Genomic DNA, 19,199 nt, shown 5'->3' on the forward strand with positions numbered 1-19,199 from the left:
CTCAATCTAACCTAGTAACTACTTAGATTGGTTAACTTGCTTTTCAACGTAGTCTACTAGTTGACCAACCGTTTCAATCCCTTCGTCACCATCAATTTCAATGTCATACTCATCTTCTAAAGCATCCACGATTTCAAAAATGTCTAAGCTATCAAGATCCAAACCATCTTTAAAGTTCGTGTCTAACGTAATGTCGTTAACGTTCACGTCATCAGTTTGGTCTGCAACAATTTCTTTAATCTTTGCTAAAATTTGATCCTTGGTAGTTTCACTCATAATTTCTTCTCCTCTTTAAAAAAACTTAATCTAATATCTAATGATAACAGTTCCGACCGTTAATCCGCCACCAAAACCAGTTAAGGCGACGTAATCACCACGTTGCAACTGATTCTGCTCAATTAATTCGGCCAGTAAAATTGGTTCGCTAGCGGCCGCGGTATTCCCATATTCAGTAATGTTAATCGGAAAACGTTGTTCTGGCAAATCGAGTTTCTTCGCAACCCGTTTGACAATACGAGCGTTTGCCTGATGCATCACAAAATACTTAATGTCTGAAAGAGCTAAACCGGCGCGGGCTGCCGCCTGCTGAATGGAAGCGGGCGCCTGACGGGTGGCAAAGTTATACACCACGTGGCCGTCCATCTGAAAGAAGCGGTTTTGTTCGTTAACGTTGCCATTGCCAAATGGCGTTTTTTCCACCATTTGACCGGCAGTCAAGGCGGATCCCAACTCTCCGTTAGTTTGTAAATCCGTCCCCACTACTGCTGAGGAACTACCATCGTTTGCAACTAACACTCCGGCAGCTCCATCACCAAACAGTACGGCAGTAGAGCGGTCATTCCAATCAACTAACTTACTAAGCCGCTCACTCCCAATCACAATCCCGGAGCCACCCGGAAGAGTGGCCAGCAACGAGTTCATAACGTTTGTGGCGTAGACAAACCCTGAACAGGCTGCGTTAAGGTCAAAAGCAATCGCATTCGTTGCCCCTAAAGATCCCTGCACTTCAGCCGCCACTGCCGGGGTTAAGTGATCCGGTGACATGGTAGCCACGATAATGTAGCTCAGCTTATTCACGTCCACCTGTGCTCGCTTCACTAGCTGTTGTGCCACCGTAGTGGCTAAACTAGCGTTTGTTTCCTGGACGGCAATGTGACGGTTAGAAATTCCCGTCCGTCGTTTAATCCACTCGTCCGAGGTATCCATAATTTGTTCTAAATCTTGGTTCGTCACGACGCGCTTTGGCACCGCTAGCGCCGCTGCTTTAATCGCGTAACTTGTCATTTCATTCTCTTTCTTTTCGATCTACAATAAAGGTTAATTTCGTTTCACAGGCCTTTTCGTCCCCTACGTAAGCAACACAGGAAACCAAGCCCGTTCGATCCCGGATCTTATCCATGGTGACCTTAAAGGTCAAGACGTCCCCTGGTTCAACCATCTTCCGGAACTTAGCGTTCTTAATGCTCCCTAAGTAAGCCGTTTTATGGGCAAACTGGGGGGTTTTAAGAATCAAAATCGAAGCAACTTGTGCCATCGATTCGATAATCAAAACGCCTGGCATGACTGGATTATTGGGAAAGTGACCCTGAAAGTATTCTTCGTTAATTGTCACGTTTTTAGTGGCAACGATTGATTCTCCTGGCGTCATTTCGTCAACCCGATCGATGAACAAAATTGGATACCGGTTCGGAATCAAATCCATGATTTCTTTTGCATTCATTACAGCCATAGTTACCTACTCCTATTTTATCTAAAAAATTGAAATCTGTTTGCGAGGCTTATTTTCCAGAAAACGGAAAACGGATGCAATTTATTAAAAATTCATTCCCAAACAGATTCATATAAAAGCCCGGCTGCTGTGGGTTACTGCCGCTTTTTATAGCGGTTACAAATTAAATAATCAGTAACATAAACTGGAGACAGACTTCAATCTAAAAAGGACAAAGTTCATTATCCTTTGTCCGGTTAGTACTTTAATTTAGCTTGCACAAACAAGTTGAGTTGTTGCGCGCTTAAGTTAAACGTTTTTGGTTGGCCCTTACGAATCAACCGATGTAAGTGCATTAATTGTTGTTCACGTTTACGCCAGTTGCCTAACGCCGCAAAATCTTGCTTGGTTAACTTAATTAGTTTCAAGCGGGTTTCCTCCTTGCTGAACTAGCGGTTTTGCACCATCAATTTCGTTACTGACTAAATTATAATATAAATGGTAAAAAGACGCACGATTCTTCCTGTTTTTGCCGACAATTAATCAATTGAACCGCTAACAACTACTGTGCGTTATGATATAATGGAAACATCAAATTTTGGAAAGGATTTTATTAAAAATATGAGTAATGAAAATAACGATAGCGAGAGTGGTAGAACCACTACCGCCCCGCAACAAAATTTTTCTTTCTTCGGAAAAGTCATTAACATCTCATTACGGACGTTGATGTCATTCGTCGGAATTGCCATTTTATCAATGGGGGCCGCTTTGTTAAAATCCTCCCCAATTTTGGGGCTGGATCCCTTCACAGCCGTCAATACTGGGATGGCCACCTTGCTCCACACTTCACTAGGGGTTTACCAGTTATGCGCGAACTTTGTCATCTTCATTTTCGTACTGTTACTCGACCGCAAGAAGATCGGAATCGGAACGATTATGAACATGGTGTTAGTTGGGTTTGAAATTCAATGGTTCTCTGCCATCTACCACCAAATCTTCCCGGGCCACGTTAACTTCCTGATTTTGGTTGCTGACTTAATCCTCGGGTTGCTGTTCTTTACGGCCGGAAGCTCACTGTACATGGCACCATCCCTGGGGGTTGCTCCTTACGATGCGATTGCCCCGATTGCTTCGGCCCGGTTGCACTGTAAATATAAGACAGCCCGGGTAATCCAGGATATTTGTTTCTTGGTTGCCGCTGTCTTAGTTCACGGTCCGGTTGGATTTGCTTCCATCATCGTGGCCTTCTTCGCTGGTCCATTGATTTCCTTCTGGGATCGGAGCATTAGTACCCCAACGATGGATTACATCGATGATCTTAGTGGACACCCATCCATCAAGAACTTGGCTAGTGGGGTTACGAAAGCCACTAAATCCGGATACAATTCGCTGTCAAAAGCCTACAACTCCACGCTGGACATGCAAATGCACCTGGCTGGTTACACGAACCGGGAATTAATTAAGAAGATTCAGGAAACTGAACACAACATGCAAGCCTCCCAAAAAGCCTACAACGATTACCGCTCCCAATACCGGATGTTAATCGCTGAAATGGTCAAACGGGACAAACGGGGGGATCTCAAACAATCACCCGTTAATAACTCCAGCACCAAGAACAACCAAAACGCTGGCCAAAAATAACAGAATTAAACAAAAAGAAGTTGCCAACTGGCAACTTCTTTTTTAGTCTCTGTCATAATTAGTCATCCGTAACGGGTTCACCCATTGATCAAACTCTGCCGCCGTTAAATAGCCGGAGGCCACGGCTGCTTCGCGCAGATTTTCATTTTGCTGTGCCGCCCGGTTAGCAATCTCAGCCGCATGATGATAACCAATGTGCGGGCTTAACGCCGTGACCGTCATCAAGGAATTGTCTACCAACTGTTGCATCCGTTCCTGGTTGACCTGGATGCCGCTAACCATCTTATCCGTAAAGTTAGGCAATAAGCCCGTCAGTAAATCCACCGACTCCAAGAAACTGGCAATCATGACCGGTTTATACACGTTCATTTCAAAGTTTCCCTGACTGTTAGCCACCGTGAGGGTCGTATCGTTTCCCATAATCCGGGTGGCCGCCATCGTCATTGCTTCGGCCTGAGTCGGGTTAACCTTGCCCGGCATAATTGATGATCCGGGCTCGTTGGCAGGAATCGTTAGTTCGCCATAACCAGCCCGGGGACCACTGGCAAGAAAACGAATGTCGTTTGCAATTTTCAAGAGGTCCGAAGCCAGGGTACGAATCGCTCCGTGCGTAGTTAACAGGGCCGAATGGTTGGCTAGGCCAGCGAACTTATTGCCAACTTGATAGTTGACTCCCTCTGCCTGACTCAACGCCGCCACCATCTGCTGGTCATAGCCTGTAGGAGTGTTCAGCCCAGTTCCTACGGCTGTCCCACCAATTGGCAGTTGCAATAAACCTTGGGCCGTTTCCTGAATGGCCGTGGCATCACGTTGCAAGGTGCTCCGCCAACCAGAAATTTCCTGGCCAAAGGTCAACGGAGTGGCATCCTGCAGGTGGGTCCGTCCAATTTTAACCACCGCTTGGTACTGTTGTTCCAACCGTTCCAATTCCATAATCAAATGGTGAAGCGGTGGCTGTAAAGTCTGAACGGCCTGGTAAGCGGCCATGTTCATCGCCGTCGGAAAGGTGTCGTTCGAGCTCTGTGAGGCATTCACATCGTCATTAGGTTGCACCACAACGGTTCCAGGTTGCTGCTGCACTAGATGTGAGATTACCTCGTTGACATTCATATTAGTCTGCGTTCCCGATCCGGTTTGATAAACGTGCAAAGGGAAATCTTTCATCAAGTCAGGATCATCTAACGCCAGCAATTGATCAACGGCAGCCGTAATCGCTGTGGCTTTTTCGGGTGCTAACTTCTGATCCTGAGCGTTCACCTGCGCTGCTGCTCGCTTAATCGTCAGCAAAGCGCGAATCACTTGAACTGGCATGAGTGGCCCGACCGGAAAGTTATGGCGACTCCGTTCCGTTTGGGGTCCCCACAGCGCTGCTTTCGGAACCTGAACTGGTCCAATTGTATCTGTTTCAGTACGATATTCTGCCATGTTACCCTCCTGTGGTTGTCTTTAAAAGTTAAGTTGCGACGTTTGGGGATGATTTTCCACCAAAATTTGACCCTTGCGAATCGAATATAGCAACGGCCGTCTTTCGTTCAAAACGTCGTAAAAGTTAGCTCCTGCAAAAATCAAGAAGTTCGCTGGCTTCCCCACTTCAATCCCATAGTGATCTTGCACGTGGAGGGTTTTGGCTCCGTTCGTACTAACCAACCGGTACGAATCAAGAATCTGATGGTAGCCCATCAACCCACTGGCTAAGATCCCGACGTAGAGCGCATCCAACATGTTGCCATCCCCCATCGGATACCACGGATCCTTAATGTCATCTTCTCCAAAGGAAACGTTGATGTGATGCTCTAACAATTCCTTAACCCGGGTTAAGCCACGCCGTTTCGGATACGTATCAAAGCGTCCACCCAGATGCATGTTCACCAGTGGATTAGCCACAAAGTTCAGTTGTGCCATTTCTAGCACCCGCATTAACTTGTAAGCATAAGCGTCGTTCACGCTGGCAAATGATACCGTATGACTGGCGGTGACCCGGTCCTTCAAACCTGATTCATAAGCTAACGTGGCCAGAACTTCCAGGTTCCGCGAGCCCGGATCATCAATTTCATCACAGTGAACGTCGACCAGCTTGTTGGTTCGTTCCGCGAGGTCCATGAGAAATTCCAGTGACTCCTTGCCGTAGTACTGGTTAAATTCGTAGTGCGGAATTCCACCAATTGCGTCCACCCCCATTTGGGCGGCGGTTTCCATCAATTCCTTCCCCTTGGGAAAAGACAGGATTCCCTCTTGCGGAAAGGCCACCAACTGCAGTTCCATGAAGTCAGACACTTCTTCCCGAACCTCTAACAAGGCCTCCAGCGCCGTAAAGCTCGGATCAGTCGTATCAACATGACTGCGGACAAACTGCACTCCATGTTCCGCCTGCCGCTTTAACGTGGCAACGGCCCGGCGTTTCACGTCGGCTTTTGTTAACTGGGGTTTGCGTTCTGACCAGATCTGAATCCCATCAAACAACGTCCCGGTCTCATTCCAGCGCGGTTCACCCGCCGTAAGCGTTGAATCCAGATGGACGTGCGAATCAACGAAGGGTGGTAATAGCAGGTTCCCGGTCGCGTCAATCACCTGTTCGTCCGCATAGGGCGTTAAATGGTCTGCAATCTCCGTGATGGTCTCGTCTTGACACCGGACGTCTTGTAAATTCTCGTTATTCTCAATTGAAACCTGTTGAATTAACATCTTGTTTCCTTTCTGGCGGCTAACTTAATCAGAAAAAATTCCATTCACGCTCTCGACGTCAATGGAATCTTCTTACAATTACTATTCTAATCCAACTCGTTTGAAAATATCATCCACGTGCCGCAGGTGATAGTGGTAATCAAACGCATCGTTAATTTCTGCTTCACTGAGGCGGTCCGTAATTTCTGGACTATTTTCAACCAATTCTCGGAAGGAAGTTTGTTCGTCCCAGGACTTCGCCGTGAGGGGCTGGACCAAATCATAGGCCGCTTCTCGACTCAAGCCGGTGTTAATCAGCTTCAACATGACCCGTTGGCTGTAAATTAACCCGTGGGTGATGTTCATGTTTTCCTTCATTCGATCTGGGAAAACATCCAAGTTTTTCAGGATGTTGTTAAACCGGTGCAACATGTAATCTAACAGGGTTGTTCCTTCTGGGAGAATGATTCGTTCGGAAGAAGAGTGCGAGATGTCTCGTTCGTGCCAGAGCGAAACGTTTTCGTAAGCCGGCGTCATCAACCCCCGTACCGTTCGGGCTAATCCACAGATGTTTTCTGAGCCAATGGGATTCCGTTTGTGTGGCATAGCTGAAGAGCCCTTTTGCCCAGAGTTAAAGTGTTCTTCTACTTCATGAATTTCTGAACGTTGGAGACTCCGAATTTCTGTCGCAAAGTTCTCTAAGCTGGTAGCAATCAATGCAATCGTGGCAATGTATTCCGCGTGCAAGTCCCGTGGCAGCACCTGACTGGCAATTTCTTGGGCCCGCAGTCCAAGCTTATGACACACGTACTGTTCGACTTCGGGATCGATGTTAGCAAAGGTGCCAACGGCCCCCGAAATCTTGCCCGCTTCAACGCCATCCGCTGCGTGGTTAAACCGCTCGATATCCCGATTTAATTCAGAGTACCACCGCGCTAGTTTCAGTCCAAAGGTCGTCGGTTCAGCTTGAACACCATGGGTCCGCCCCATCATGACCGTATCTTTGTACTGCAAGGCCTTCTCTTTAATCGTTTCCTTTAACGTCTGTAAATCGTCTCGCAACACGGCGTTGGCTTGTTTCAAACGAACTCCCTGGGCCGTATCCACCACGTCAGTACTGGTAACTCCGTAATGAATCCACCGTTTTTCTGGTCCTAATGATTCCGAAACGTCCCGGGTAAAGGCCACCACGTCATGGTGCGTTACGGCTTCAATCTTGGCAATTTCCTCTGGATCAAACTTCGCCTTTTGCTGGATGGCAGCTAAGTCCGCATCGGGAATTAAGCCCAGCTTGTTCCACGCCTCATCAATGGCAATTTCAACGTCTAACCAGGATTGGTACTGGTTTTGCATACTCCAAATTTTCTTCATTGGTGCACGTGTATACCGATCAATCATTCTTATATCCCCCACTTTTAAATTACTTTAATTCTAATGTTTTCTTGTGATTTGTCAATAATTGTCCGGGTTTGCGCCATTAAGTATGTCAATTAAAAAATCATTATTCTCATTTTCCCGTTATAAATGACCATCAAATTAATCTTATTAAGCAACGGTATCATGACAACCAGTAAAATTGTTAACTTTCGTGATCTCGGGGGCATTAGGGTTCCTGGGGGACGTTGAAACCCGGGATCTTATTGAATAGTAGCCAATTAGTGGACCTGACGCCGGCAGAAGTCCGCCTGCTCACGGACCACTACCACGTCAAAATGTTTATGACTTTGGGAGACAAAAAGAAATTAACCAGTATCCAGACACCAATTTAACGGGAGGAGCGGTTCAGCACCACATTGACATCTTACAGAGCGCCACGATTAGTAGTGTTTCCGTACAGGACATGTTGTTCCACGACGCAGACATCACGGCTGGAATGCTCCAGAACTACGAAAAACTAGTGCTTAGTGAGTCGGCCCAAGCTGGCTACCGCCAATTTTTGACGGAGGTCCTCGCGCAAAACCAACCCTTAGTCTTTCATTGTTTTGCCGGAAAAGACTGCACTGAGTTCGGGGTTGCTTTAATTTTGAAACTAGTCGGTACATCAGACGAGTAAACCTACGCTGATTTCCTCAAAACTAACGAAATGCGGAAACAAAACAATCAAACAATTATTGATTCATTACAAGGAAAACTTACGGAGCAACAGACCGAAGCACTCCAAGTGGCCCTCAACGTTCACAAACATTACTTAGAAAACGTCTTGGCTACGATTTACGAGCACTACGATAATTTTGATAACTATCTAACGGAGGAGTTACAGTTAGACGCTGATTTTCAAGCCCAGTTTAACCAGACGTTTGTCATCCCGGATTAAATGCTGGAATGATTTAGCTACTTGTTCAAGAAAAGCCGAACTTTAAATCCAGCAAAAAGCCTGAAGTTCTTGATTTCCCCGGGTAAGATTGGTAAACTTGCTACTGGTAAAAAAATTTAACGAGGTGCTTATATGTCAGTAACAGTGGTTGTTGGTAGTCAATGGGGCGATGAAGGTAAAGGAAAAATCGTCGATTATCTCAGTAAAAATTCCGATGCAATTGCACGGTACCAAGGGGGTGACAACGCCGGCCACACGATTGTCTTTAACGGACACAAGTTTAGCTTGCAGTTGTTACCATCTGGTATTTTTTACTCTGACAAACTGGCTGTCATCGGAAATGGGGTTGTGTTAAACCCGAAATCCTTGTTTCAAGAAATTAATTATCTCAACGACAACGGGGTCTCCACTGATAACCTCCGCATTTCTTCGCGAGCGCAGGTTATCATGCCGTACCACATTCTGTTAGACGAACTAAGCGAAAAACAACGGACTAATAAAATCGGAACCACCCACAAGGGAATCGGTCCCGCTTACATGGATAAAATTGCCCGGGTTGGGATTCGCGTGGCCGATTTAGTGGACCCGGAAACGTTGAAACGGGAGTTACAAGAAACGCTCCGGCAAAAAAACGAATTATTAACTAAATTATATGAAGTGAAACCGTTAGACTTTGATTCCATCTACGCTGAATACAAAGATTACGGAGAACGGATGAAGCCGTACGTAACTGATACATCTGTTCTCTTAAACGACGCCATCAATAAACAGCAAAACGTCCTCTTTGAAGGCGCTCAAGGAATCATGCTGGACATCGATCAAGGAACTTATCCGTACGTCACATCTTCTAATCCAGTGGCTGGTGGGGCTGCCGTTGGTGCTGGACTCGGTCCTACCAAAGTAACCGATGTCATCGGGGTCTGCAAGGCCTACACGTCTCGGGTTGGTGAAGGTCCCTTCCCGACAGAATTATTAAATGAAATTGGGGATCACATTAGAGACACTGCCCATGAATACGGAACGGTCACTAAACGTCCTCGCCGGATTGGTTGGCTTGATACAGTGGGACTGCGCCACGCAGCCCGGGTTTCTGGTTTAACAGCCTTGGCCATGAACTGTGTTGACGTTTTAGATGAACTAGACGTAATTAAGGTCTGCACGGGCTACCGGCTTAACGGAAAAATCATTGACTACTATCCTGCGAACCTTGATGAATTGGAAAACTGCGAACCAGTTTACCAAGAACTGCCTGGTTGGAAGGAAAGTACCACCAACTGCACTACTTTTGAGCAGTTGCCAGCTAACGCCCAAAACTACATTAAGACGGTGGAAAAACTCGTTCAGGTCCCCATCGAATGGTATTCGGTTGGTCCAGATCGAGAACAAACGCACCGGCGCAAATAATTAGATGTTAAAGAGTCTGGGTCAAGTTAACAATTAGTTAACTTGACCCAGACTCTTTAATTATTTTCTTTTTTCTTTGCTTTGCCACTTAATTAGGTGAATGCAGCAAACTAATGCTAATAGAATGACAGTAATACCAAACGTAATCCAAATTAACAAACTACGCGTACGTCTGATATCTCTTCCATAAAGAAATCGCATATCCAACTCCGAAAATACCTAGACCACACATTAGTCCCCAAATAAATGTTAACGGGATGAGATTCCCCAAAGCCACGACCACTAGCGAACCTAGAGGAATGGTCAAGGTTACTAATGAATTAATGGCACTCATAATCGTTCCCAACTGTTCTTCGGGAGCGGCCTTCATAATGAAAGCGTCGATTTTAGGAAAAAGAATTCCACATAAGTATCCAACGATGGCAACCAACAGAATCATCACAATTCCATTTCGTGCAACTAGCATATCTAAAAATAACCCTAATAAAGTAACCAACACCAAGATCACATTGCTTTCAATGCTGGCGCGGCGCAACGGTGGTAGTCCGAAGAAAGCACCAACAATCATACCACCACTTATCACTGCACCCACGAGGGCCACCGTAAATCCGTAGTTAAAGAGGATTAGCGAATGATAGTGTAAAAAGGTTAACGTCATCAGCACTTCTTGCATGGAGGTCAGTAAATTGGTCAGCGCAAAGAGCAAGACAAAATGAAATAGTTGCGGAAAATTACGTAATTCGCTGTAATTATGTTTCATTTCCTCCAATAACTTTTTCAGACTAAATTTAGTGGACTGGGGAGTAGCACTTTGTTTCACAGGTACATCCAAATCGGCTTGGTGCCGTTTTAAAATGATGTAAGACAACAGAAATGTAATCGCATTGACTAAGGCGAACAAAACATAATTTTGGTTTAACAGGGCTAGCAAGGACGCCCCCACCATTCCCCCAATCAAACTAATTGATTGGTTGACTCCACCTTGGAAGCCTCGGGCCGCGGTTAGATCCTGTTCCGGCACAATCTTTTTAAAAATCGGAAGCATTAAATAGCCCCCATACGAACCTAGAAATTCCGTCAAGAAGTTCAGCAATAAGAGAATCCCAAATAAATACCAGCCCGGAGATAAACTGATCAATCCACTCAGTATTAAAAAGAGCCCCATTTGGAGTAACCGAGTGGTCAGCATACCGCGATAATGCTCGTGCGAGTGATCGGCAAAAACACCGGCAACGATATTCGTAACGAAAGGTAACGAGGAAATTAGACTCACTGCACTAACTGCCAGATTGGGATTAGGCATGTGGCTAGCATAGATAATGAAAACAATGTTAAATAAGGTCGTTCCTAAGCCATCCAAGAGACCGGAACACACCAAGGCCCGAAATTTTGCGTTTTGCCAAAAGATTTGCAATTAGATTTCCTTCTTTCGTCTTGTCTACAATTAAAAATAAGAATTTTTCTTGTGTAAGTTTCCTTTTAGCTTACCAAACTAAATCCGAAAAGTAATAAGCAAAAAAAGCACTGAATCATTTGATTAAGTGCTTTCAATGTATTTTCATAATGTAATGTTCGGATTATTCTATTTTCTGGGCCATCGTCCCTAAATAATCCTCATGAATGGCTAAAAAATTAATCGCAAACCGTTGCCCGTGCTGTTCGGCCACGTCCATCCGGGGAACGTTGACACTCACCGTCCGTGGTTTCCCAGGCAAACCAGCTCCCGTTTCTTTTAAAACTGCTTCTTTCACCGTCCACAGGCGTAACATGGTTAACGACTGTCGGGCTGGGGGCAATTGCTCTAGGTAAGCCAACTCCGCCACCGTAAAGGCCCGTTTTAAACGTTTCAATTGCACCGGCTTCACCTTTTCCACATCAACCCCTAGTGGTCGGTCTGAAATCGCCACCAACACCAGATCAGCTGAGTGCGAAATATTAAAAGCCGTCGTTCGCTTCGCAAACAACGGCTTTCCGTTCGCAATCGTCGTAAACTCATCGTCAGATAATAACGCGTCGTCTGGAAGTTCCATCAGTTTAGCTAGTAAAATCCGCCCGACAACTTCCTTCTGTTGGCGTTGATTATCCTCGATCTGAAACCGACGATAGTAAGGTTGATACTGCAGGTCAGTGAGCCGTCCGGTTTTAAATTTAAACAAACGAACTGCCTCCTCCCCGCTTATTTTTGTGCGTCTAATTGCTTAGCAACATAATCCACTAGGTCTTGGACCGTTTCCATTCCTTCGTCGCCATCAATTTCGATGTCATATTTATCTTCTAAGGCATCCACGATTTCAAAGATATCCAAACTGTCTAAGTCCAAGTTGTCCTTAAAATTGGCATCTAATGTAATTTTGTCGGGATCGATATCAGTTTGATCCACTACAATATCCTTAATTTCTGCTAAAATTTGATCTTTATTTGCTTGTTCAGCCATCGTTACCACTCCATTAGTTAGTCTGAAATTTGCTTGAAACAGTTTTATTTTATCATATTCTGCTCGTTTTTAGTAACACAGGGGCACTAGTCCTGGTCTGGAGCAGCAGGTTGCGCCTGATCAGCCTTAATGTCACGTAGCTTCAAAAAGAACTTAGCATTTGCAACTGCACACCAGAGACCGTAAAAGATGTAAGCCCCCAGAAAGACCACGAAAGCAATTAAGCCAAGAATGGCAGCGACGACGAGACGTAACCCAGGGTTACTCATTACTGCTAAAATAGCCAAAATGATTCCACTCACTAATCCAACAATCGTCATTAAGACTAACCCGATCAGGAATTGCATCAACATGAAGCCAATTAATTGCCATCGGTGTCCTTGAACTAACTTCCAATTCGAAACAAAAGCGTTAAAGAAATTAGTATCATCATCATCTTTAGTCACAAAGTATGTAAAAAACACAAACTTTAATCCTAATGCCACATAGGTTAAACATACCACTCCCAAAACTGCCACAATGAAAGCAATGATTCCAAAGAACCAACTTTTAGCAGCAGCAATCGCAAATCCAATCGTAACGAGCATAAAGAAGGTCGCTAGCAGTGAAATAATCACAACCACTACTACGTATAGGCCTAAAGTAACCAGCCAAGTAAACCCGTGAAAAGCCGCAAAGGCGTTTTTAAACCGAAATTTTCCGTCTTTAAAACTAGTAATTAACCCGAACTCAAATGATATGGCTAGTAAAAAGGTGATGATCTCTAGTAACAAAACTAATGAAAAGAAGCCCCCCATACTAGTTGGCAAATCTTGCGAGCCAAGCATCACACTTACGACCATCGAATCAAAATTCGTCAGCATTGGCACTAACCATCCTGAAAAGGCGGAAAAAACTAAAGTGGGCAAAAACATCGCCACCAAGGACCAAAAATTCTGCTTCACCGTGGTGTAAGCCTTACTTAATACATCTGTAATCATAGTAACCTCCGTTTATCTTTAATAGTTCCAGTATAGCAAAAAAACTCCAAATAAAAAAAGAACCCGAATATTTCGGGTTCTTCGGCAATTTTTTACTTATCCCATTCGTCAACGGCATCGACGATTCCAGCTGGATTACCGTTCCAACTAAAGGCTCCATACCAGAGGGAACGTTTGTCAACGTCCAAACTGTTAATCAACGCTACGTCTTCGTCGCTTAATTCAAAGTCGTACAAATCAGCATTTTGCTTGATGTACTCTTCATGAGTTGACTTTGGAATCGTAATGACGTCGCGTTGTAATTCCCACCGCAAAATAACTTGGGCGGTCGACTTGTTGTACTTGTCGGCAATCTTTTGCACAGCTGAATCATTCAATGCATCACCGTGGCCCAATGGTGACCAAGCTTCCAACCAAATGTGGTGCTTATCACAGTAATCTTTAATGTCTTTTTCTTGTTCTACAGGGTTAAATTCCATTTGGTTCAAGACTGGTTTAACCGAGGCATGTTCCATTAAATCAGTTAGGCGCTCCAGATTAAAGTTAGAAACTCCAATCGAACGAACTTTACCTTCGTGGTATAACTTTTCCATTGCCTTCCAAGTGGCGTTGTACTTGCCATTTACAGGCCAGTGAATCAAGAGGAGGTCCACGTAACTAGTTTGCAACCGTTCTAGTTGCCCTTCAAAGGCTTGTAACGTGCTTTCGTATCCCTGGTCTCCGTTAAAGATCTTGGTGGTTAAGAAAACATCTTCACGCTTTAAACCGTTTTCGGCAAGACCGGCTTTCAAGCCTTCCCCGACTCCGGCTTCATTTCCATATTGTTTAGCAGTATCAATGGCCCGATAGCCATTTGCCAAAGCCCATTTTACTGATTGAGCAGCAGTTTGGTTATCACTCTTCCAAACTCCTAATCCCAGACGGGGCATTTTAATTCCGTTGTTTAAGGTAATCGTTGAATCTAAATTTAGTTTCATAATTAGCACCTCCAACTTTATTATAGGAGAATGCGACCCGGATTTCATTGATTTGGTTTCTTAATTTTCAATTGCACGACCTGTTGGTTATTCTGATTAATTGAATCCAACAAGTATTGAAAGAGCATCATAATCCAAGAAAAACTCAAGGCTGAAGCCAATATTTCAAAGGCCGTCAGTGACAAATAGTGCACGTGGCGGAACAAAAAACTAACTACAATAATCAAAAAGACAATTAGATAGGAATTCCACATAAAACTGTTCGGAATGCGGGGTAAGAGCCATTTAATTCCCCCAATCAAAAGAATAATGACGAGCGCCATTGCCCAGGCAAACTGATCATGCCAATAGTGCATCCACGGAATCTGCCGGTTGTTCGAAATCAAACCAACGGCCAGGGCATCAATTGCTAGTAAGGTGAGTAACCCCCGCAAAGCAAAGGTTCGCAGTCTTGGCCAATGTAGCGGTTTCAGTGACACAAACAAGTAATCGACCAGCGCCAACATTAATAACGCCGAAACGATAAAGGTTAGGTTAAACTGCCAGCTATCGATTGCCTTGGACGTTCCTAAAAAACTAATATTATGTTTCCACCATTGTCTGTTTCCGTTGGCCAACATTGAGATCAACAGTCCCCCAATGATCATTAGAATCAATAAATCAACTAAAATTGTCGGAGTAATGTTATCCGCTACGTTAATCATGATGGTATTAATGATAATTCCAAACATGAATAACATTCCCGTTGCCGTGTAATGATCAAACGCCACCCCGTAAAACACTCGAGCAAAAATCCAAAAAATCCCCAGTAACGTAACTAATAAAATCAAGGCAACCGCCACGATGATGGTCGGCAAATTTCGCCAGTAAATATTTCGATAGAACGAGTTCACGGAATTATTCCGAGTTTTGATGAAGAAAATGGTAAACAAAATTGAGCCCATGATGGTCCCTAAAATAATGGTTCCAGTGGCAATCGAATAGTCCCCAGTTAATGGGATTAGTCGTGCCTGGTTCAGCGTACAATAAGTAAAAAAGATGAGGGCCATCAAAATCGCTGGAATGATGTTCCACCAGTAGGACACGTTCCAAAAGGAAGTACTCTGCGTCCCCTGTTTCTCTAACTGAATCCCATTCTTATCGACCTGGAGGGTGAATTTTTCACCTGCTTCTAATTTCAGTTTTTGGGCCGTTTGCTCTGGAATTTCAAAGTAATACTTGGATGACTTCATTATTTAAACCCTTCTAAGTTTAGATAGAATCAAATCGTTATTCCAAATTATACCCTATCTCAACCAGAACGAAAAATCACGGATTATCATAAAGATAATCCGTGATTTTAGTCAGCATTAAAGCTTAATCATTTTAATTAGAGTTGTGCAATCCAGCGATCAGCTCCAGCAAAGTTAATGTAGTGTAACCACTTGTAACCATTAGCTTCCTTGATCGCATCGTAATTAATCGTGTCACCAGCTTGTAATTGGCCAGTAACTCCAGCACTTAAACTAGCATCCGTCCGAACGTTTTGTTCGTAGTGAACCGTGTAAGTTCCATTTACTTTTACCGTAGCACCGTCTCCACTGTCATTGTTAGCAGGAGTAGTTGGTACGGGAGCAGCAGTGGCTTGACTGCCACCGTTTAAGTCAGCTACCCACCGTGCTTGTCCAGCATAGTTATCGTAGTGTAACCACTTGTAACCATCGGCTTCCCGGGTGCCATTGTAGTAAATCGTGTCACCAGCTTGTAACTGACCAGTAACTCCAGCACTTAAACTAGCGTCATTGCGCACGTTTTGGGTTCCGCTCAACGTGTAACTACCACTTTCTTGATCATTGTTAGTGGTTTGCTTGTTTTCACTAGGAGCAGGCGTTGGTTGCGCTTCTGGTTGGCTAGTACTGTTTAAGTCAGCCACCCACCGGTCTTGTCCAGCGTAGTTGTTGTAGTGAAGCCACTTGTAGCCATCAGAGTCCCGCGTGCCATCGTAGTAAATGGTATCGCCGGCTTGTAATTGACCAGTAACTCCAGCACTTAAACTAGCGTCATTGCGCACGTTTTGAGTCCCACTTAACGTGTAACTACCACGTTCTTGGTTGGTAGCTTGGTTATTATTATTGTTGTTGTTTGGTTCTGGAGTGGGCGTTGGAGCTGGAGTTGGTTCAGCAGGTGTTTGGTTAGCGCTGTTTAAGTCAGCCACCCACCGTGCTTGTCCAGCATAGTTATCGTAGTGTAACCACTTGTAACCATCGGCTTCTCGAGTACCGTTGTAGTAAATGGTATCACCGGCCTGTAATTGACCGGTAATTCCAGCGCTCAAACTAGCGTTATCCCGCACGTTTTGGGTGCCACTTAACGTGTAACTACCGCTTTCTTGGGTCGTGCTCCCGTTGTTATTAGCTTGGTTTGAATCACCTTGGTTGGTATTGCCGTGATCCTGGTTGTTGTCAGTGTTTGGTTGATTATTCGTTTCTGGGTTTGTAGCTGGAACATCAGCGTTAGGACCAATTTGGGCTGCATATTGGTAAGCACCATTGCTTCCCTTAAACCGCATCCACGTGTAACCATCGTTATCAGCTAATCCATCGTAATGAATCTGTTGACCGGTGTAACCAGTCCCAACGATTGTTCCTGATAGGCTTGGCGTATTCCGCAGGTTAACGTCTGAGTTAAACGTCCACGTCCCGTTAGCAGCAACAACCTTGGTGGAGTTATTATCAGGATTAGTTGGAACCGTTGATGGGTTATCCAAGTTTTGGTCAAACCGAGATAAGTTGTTAGATTGGATAACATTAATTAAGGTATTTGCATACGTTGGTGACGTTGCATACCCGTCATTTTGTAACATCCAAGCTACTTGTGAGTAATCACGGTTTCCCAATAAGTTTGCGTAGCGAGAGTTTTGGTATAAGAAAGCTCCGTGATCTTGGATACTTTCCGCAAAACTTGGGTAAGCTCGGAAGTGATCTTGAATGGTTACGTAGTGACCGTTAATCCATTCTTGGGTTTGAACCGTCACTGATTGGCCGTTGTAAGATCCCTTAATTCCAAAGAGGTTGTTTCCTGGAGCAGCTTGTCCCCAGGCACTTTCTACAATTGCCTGTGAAATGGAGATACTTGGTAACACACCGTACTTCTTCCAAGTTTCAAGGGCTCCGGCAGAAAGTGAGTTAATGAAGTCAGTATGACTAGTTGTAGCACTGGCTAACTGAGCAACCCAGCGATCCTTACTTTCATAATTCGTGTAGTGCAACCACGTGTAACCATCCGCTTGAACTTTTCCATCGTAGTTAATGGTATCACCGGCCTGTAATTGACCAGTGATATTCCCAGCTAGGCTCGGCGTGTCCCGCACATTTTGTTCTGCAGAAGGAGTGTAGGAACCCGCTTCCTTCGTCATGTTATCAGTAGATAAGTTTTGCGCTGCACCTTGAACAGCTAAGTTAACTAACCGAACATCCTTTTGTTGGTTCTCAGATCGGGCTTCGTCATCAGTTTTAGTTTGTTCATTAATTTTAGCTGTAGCAGTGGTTGCTTGGGCTTGATCAGCAGATTGAACTTGCTTAGCATCAGTTGCTTGCAGCTTATCTTGTTGATCAGTAGCAACCGGTTGAGCATCAGCTTTGGTTGCAACACTTGCTTGAGCAGGTGCTACAGTAGTCTTTTCTTCCTTCTGAGTGGTTGCGATTTGGTCAGCAGCAGGAGCCACCGGTTGATCGTTCGTTTCCTTCGCAACAGATGCAGAAGCCTTTGCATCCGGTTGGTCAGCAGTTGCTACCTTTTGATCAGTAGTCTTGCTGGTAGCACCATTGCTAGCTTGTTTAGAAGTCGTGGTAGCGGACTTTACATCCTGAGCTGCTGATTGATCTGCCTTGGAATCAGTTTGAGTTGCAGCTTTAGAATCGTCTGCATTTGGAGCTGCCAGCTCAGTGGCTTGGGCGGTTCCCGTTTGATCAGTTGTTGCTGCCGGAGTTTGATCAGTAGCTACTGGCTTTGCGTCAGCAGTTTGCTTTTGTTCAGCCGTCGTTGCTGATTGAGAAGCGGTTTGCTCATCAGCAGTTGCTTGAGTTGGTTGGTCATTAGTTTTTTGATCGTTAGTAGTTTGCGCAGTAGCTACCGCAACGGGAGCGGAAGATTGAACATCCGCATGCGTTGGGTTACCCACTGCAAAGAGGGCCGTCGAAGCAAAGGTTAGCCCCATGGCAATCTTAAGCCAGCCATGTTTTGACTTAGTCAGCTTAGCTCTGGTTTTAGTTTCCCCAGTGGCTAAAGCCATCTTATTGTGCGCCTTAGCATACTTCTTCATAGAATATAGGTCCTTTCGTAAATAGCTTTTTAATCATTAGTTTTTTTAGTTACCAATATCATTCTAGCATAAAAAAGACCCGTCTTTATTACGAGTCTTTTACATTTTAGAATAACCTTAGTTTTATTATTATCTTTATTTCCAATTCCAAGGATCCTGATGCCACTGAGTAAACTTTTCATACTGGGCGATACTAATCACATCTGTGTCCAATAACTGCTGAATTAATTGGGCGTAAGTTAAGAGGGGTGTAAACGGAATGTGGGCCGTCGCAAAGTTTTGCTCCGCATCGGGAAATCCATACGAAAAAATTGAAACAACGCCCGCCACCTGGTACCCCGCTTTTTGAACGGCCTGAGCGGCTTTAATGACACTCCCTCCGGTTGAAATCAAGTCGTCAATGAGAACCACCTGATCATTCTGACTAATTTTTCCTTCAATTTGTTTCCCAGTTCCATGATCCTTGGGCTTGGAGCGCACGTACACCATCGGCAGGTCTAACCGATCTGCAACTAAAGCAGCGTGGGGAATCCCTGCGGTAGCAACACCCCCAATGACCGTAGCATCTGGATATTGGGCGTGAATGAGCCGAGCTAGGGCATCCGCAATGTTACTTCGGAGCTTGGGGTAAGACACCGTCAACCGTAAATCTGTATAGATGGGAGAATGAATCCCACTCGCAAATTGGAAAGTCTGGTTTGCTTGTAGTTGCACGATCTGATCGTCAACTAACTGGTTTAAAATTTGAGTTTCAAGTTTCTTCATAATGATTATGCTCCT

Annotated in this window: 17 protein-coding genes and 1 pseudogene; 3 read left to right on the forward strand and 15 right to left on the reverse strand. The window is 44.7% G+C overall.

Features of this window, described 5'->3' with window-relative positions:
- Positions 1–18 precede the first annotated feature (18 nt).
- From M3M39_RS00390 to M3M39_RS00405, 4 genes are all read right to left on the reverse strand, one after another.
- Positions 19–276, reverse strand: coding sequence for an acyl carrier protein (locus M3M39_RS00390; protein ID WP_252797271.1), 258 nt, complete (start codon positions 274–276; stop codon positions 19–21).
- 30 nt (positions 277–306) lie between these two features.
- The gene (locus tag M3M39_RS00395) at positions 307–1,284 is read right to left on the reverse strand and encodes a beta-ketoacyl-ACP synthase III (RefSeq protein ID WP_252797272.1); all 978 of its coding nucleotides are present in this window, start codon (positions 1,282–1,284) and stop codon (positions 307–309) included.
- 1 nt (position 1,285) lies between these two features.
- Entirely contained in the window at positions 1,286–1,729 is a 444-nt protein-coding gene (gene fabZ / locus M3M39_RS00400; RefSeq protein ID WP_252797273.1) for a 3-hydroxyacyl-ACP dehydratase FabZ, read from the reverse strand.
- Positions 1,730–1,965: 236 nt separating this feature from the next.
- The gene (locus M3M39_RS00405) at positions 1,966–2,136 is read right to left on the reverse strand and encodes a hypothetical protein (protein ID WP_252797274.1); all 171 of its coding nucleotides are present in this window, start codon (positions 2,134–2,136) and stop codon (positions 1,966–1,968) included.
- Positions 2,137–2,290: 154 nt separating this feature from the next.
- On the opposite strand from M3M39_RS00405, the gene M3M39_RS00410 reads away from it, so the two are divergent.
- Positions 2,291–3,349, forward strand: a complete 1,059-nt coding sequence (locus M3M39_RS00410) for a YczE/YyaS/YitT family protein (RefSeq protein WP_338028473.1) — start codon at positions 2,291–2,293, stop codon at positions 3,347–3,349.
- Between the two features lie 42 nt (positions 3,350–3,391).
- Here the strand turns inward: M3M39_RS00410 and M3M39_RS00415 are convergent, their stop codons facing one another.
- From M3M39_RS00415 to purB, 3 genes are all read right to left on the reverse strand, one after another.
- Positions 3,392–4,774, reverse strand: a complete 1,383-nt coding sequence (locus M3M39_RS00415; RefSeq protein WP_252797275.1) for a class II fumarate hydratase — start codon at positions 4,772–4,774, stop codon at positions 3,392–3,394.
- Between the two features lie 21 nt (positions 4,775–4,795).
- Positions 4,796–6,031, reverse strand: coding sequence for a cytosine deaminase (gene codA / locus M3M39_RS00420; protein WP_252797276.1), 1,236 nt, complete (start codon positions 6,029–6,031; stop codon positions 4,796–4,798).
- 81 nt (positions 6,032–6,112) lie between these two features.
- Positions 6,113–7,408 carry an adenylosuccinate lyase gene (gene purB / locus M3M39_RS00425; RefSeq protein WP_252797277.1) on the reverse strand — a complete coding sequence of 432 codons (1,296 nt, stop codon included), beginning with the start codon at positions 7,406–7,408 and terminating at the stop codon, positions 6,113–6,115.
- A gap of 256 nt (positions 7,409–7,664) precedes the next feature.
- Here purB and M3M39_RS00430 point away from each other — a divergent pair.
- Positions 7,665–8,324 (forward strand): annotated as a pseudogene (locus M3M39_RS00430) (tyrosine-protein phosphatase).
- Between the two features lie 132 nt (positions 8,325–8,456).
- Positions 8,457–9,728: an adenylosuccinate synthase gene (locus M3M39_RS00435; protein ID WP_252797278.1), complete on the forward strand. Its 1,272-nt coding sequence runs from the start codon at positions 8,457–8,459 to the stop codon at positions 9,726–9,728.
- Between the two features lie 160 nt (positions 9,729–9,888).
- Here the strand turns inward: M3M39_RS00435 and M3M39_RS00440 are convergent, their stop codons facing one another.
- The 8 genes from M3M39_RS00440 to pyrE form a co-directional block, all read right to left on the reverse strand.
- The gene (locus tag M3M39_RS00440) at positions 9,889–11,142 is read right to left on the reverse strand and encodes an MFS transporter (protein ID WP_252797279.1); all 1,254 of its coding nucleotides are present in this window, start codon (positions 11,140–11,142) and stop codon (positions 9,889–9,891) included.
- A 163-nt stretch (positions 11,143–11,305) separates the two neighbouring features.
- A complete protein-coding gene (locus M3M39_RS00445; RefSeq protein WP_252797280.1) occupies positions 11,306–11,884 on the reverse strand; it encodes a 4'-phosphopantetheinyl transferase family protein in 579 nt (192 codons plus the stop codon).
- Between the two features lie 20 nt (positions 11,885–11,904).
- A complete protein-coding gene (locus M3M39_RS00450; protein ID WP_252797281.1) occupies positions 11,905–12,162 on the reverse strand; it encodes an acyl carrier protein in 258 nt (85 codons plus the stop codon).
- An 86-nt stretch (positions 12,163–12,248) separates the two neighbouring features.
- Positions 12,249–13,142, reverse strand: coding sequence for a hypothetical protein (locus tag M3M39_RS00455; RefSeq protein ID WP_252797282.1), 894 nt, complete (start codon positions 13,140–13,142; stop codon positions 12,249–12,251).
- Between the two features lie 92 nt (positions 13,143–13,234).
- Complete coding sequence (locus M3M39_RS00460) at positions 13,235–14,119, reverse strand: aldo/keto reductase (protein ID WP_252797283.1); 885 nt, start codon at positions 14,117–14,119, stop codon at positions 13,235–13,237.
- Between the two features lie 44 nt (positions 14,120–14,163).
- Positions 14,164–15,351, reverse strand: a complete 1,188-nt coding sequence (locus M3M39_RS00465; RefSeq protein WP_252797284.1) for a DUF998 domain-containing protein — start codon at positions 15,349–15,351, stop codon at positions 14,164–14,166.
- Positions 15,352–15,488: 137 nt separating this feature from the next.
- Positions 15,489–18,419, reverse strand: a complete 2,931-nt coding sequence (locus M3M39_RS00470; protein WP_252797285.1) for an SH3 domain-containing protein — start codon at positions 18,417–18,419, stop codon at positions 15,489–15,491.
- A gap of 135 nt (positions 18,420–18,554) precedes the next feature.
- Positions 18,555–19,184, reverse strand: coding sequence for an orotate phosphoribosyltransferase (gene pyrE, locus M3M39_RS00475; protein WP_252797286.1), 630 nt, complete (start codon positions 19,182–19,184; stop codon positions 18,555–18,557).
- Positions 19,185–19,199 lie beyond the last annotated feature (15 nt).

The organism is Fructilactobacillus hinvesii, assembly GCF_024029435.1.
Lineage (GTDB): Bacteria > Bacillota > Bacilli > Lactobacillales > Lactobacillaceae > Fructilactobacillus > Fructilactobacillus hinvesii.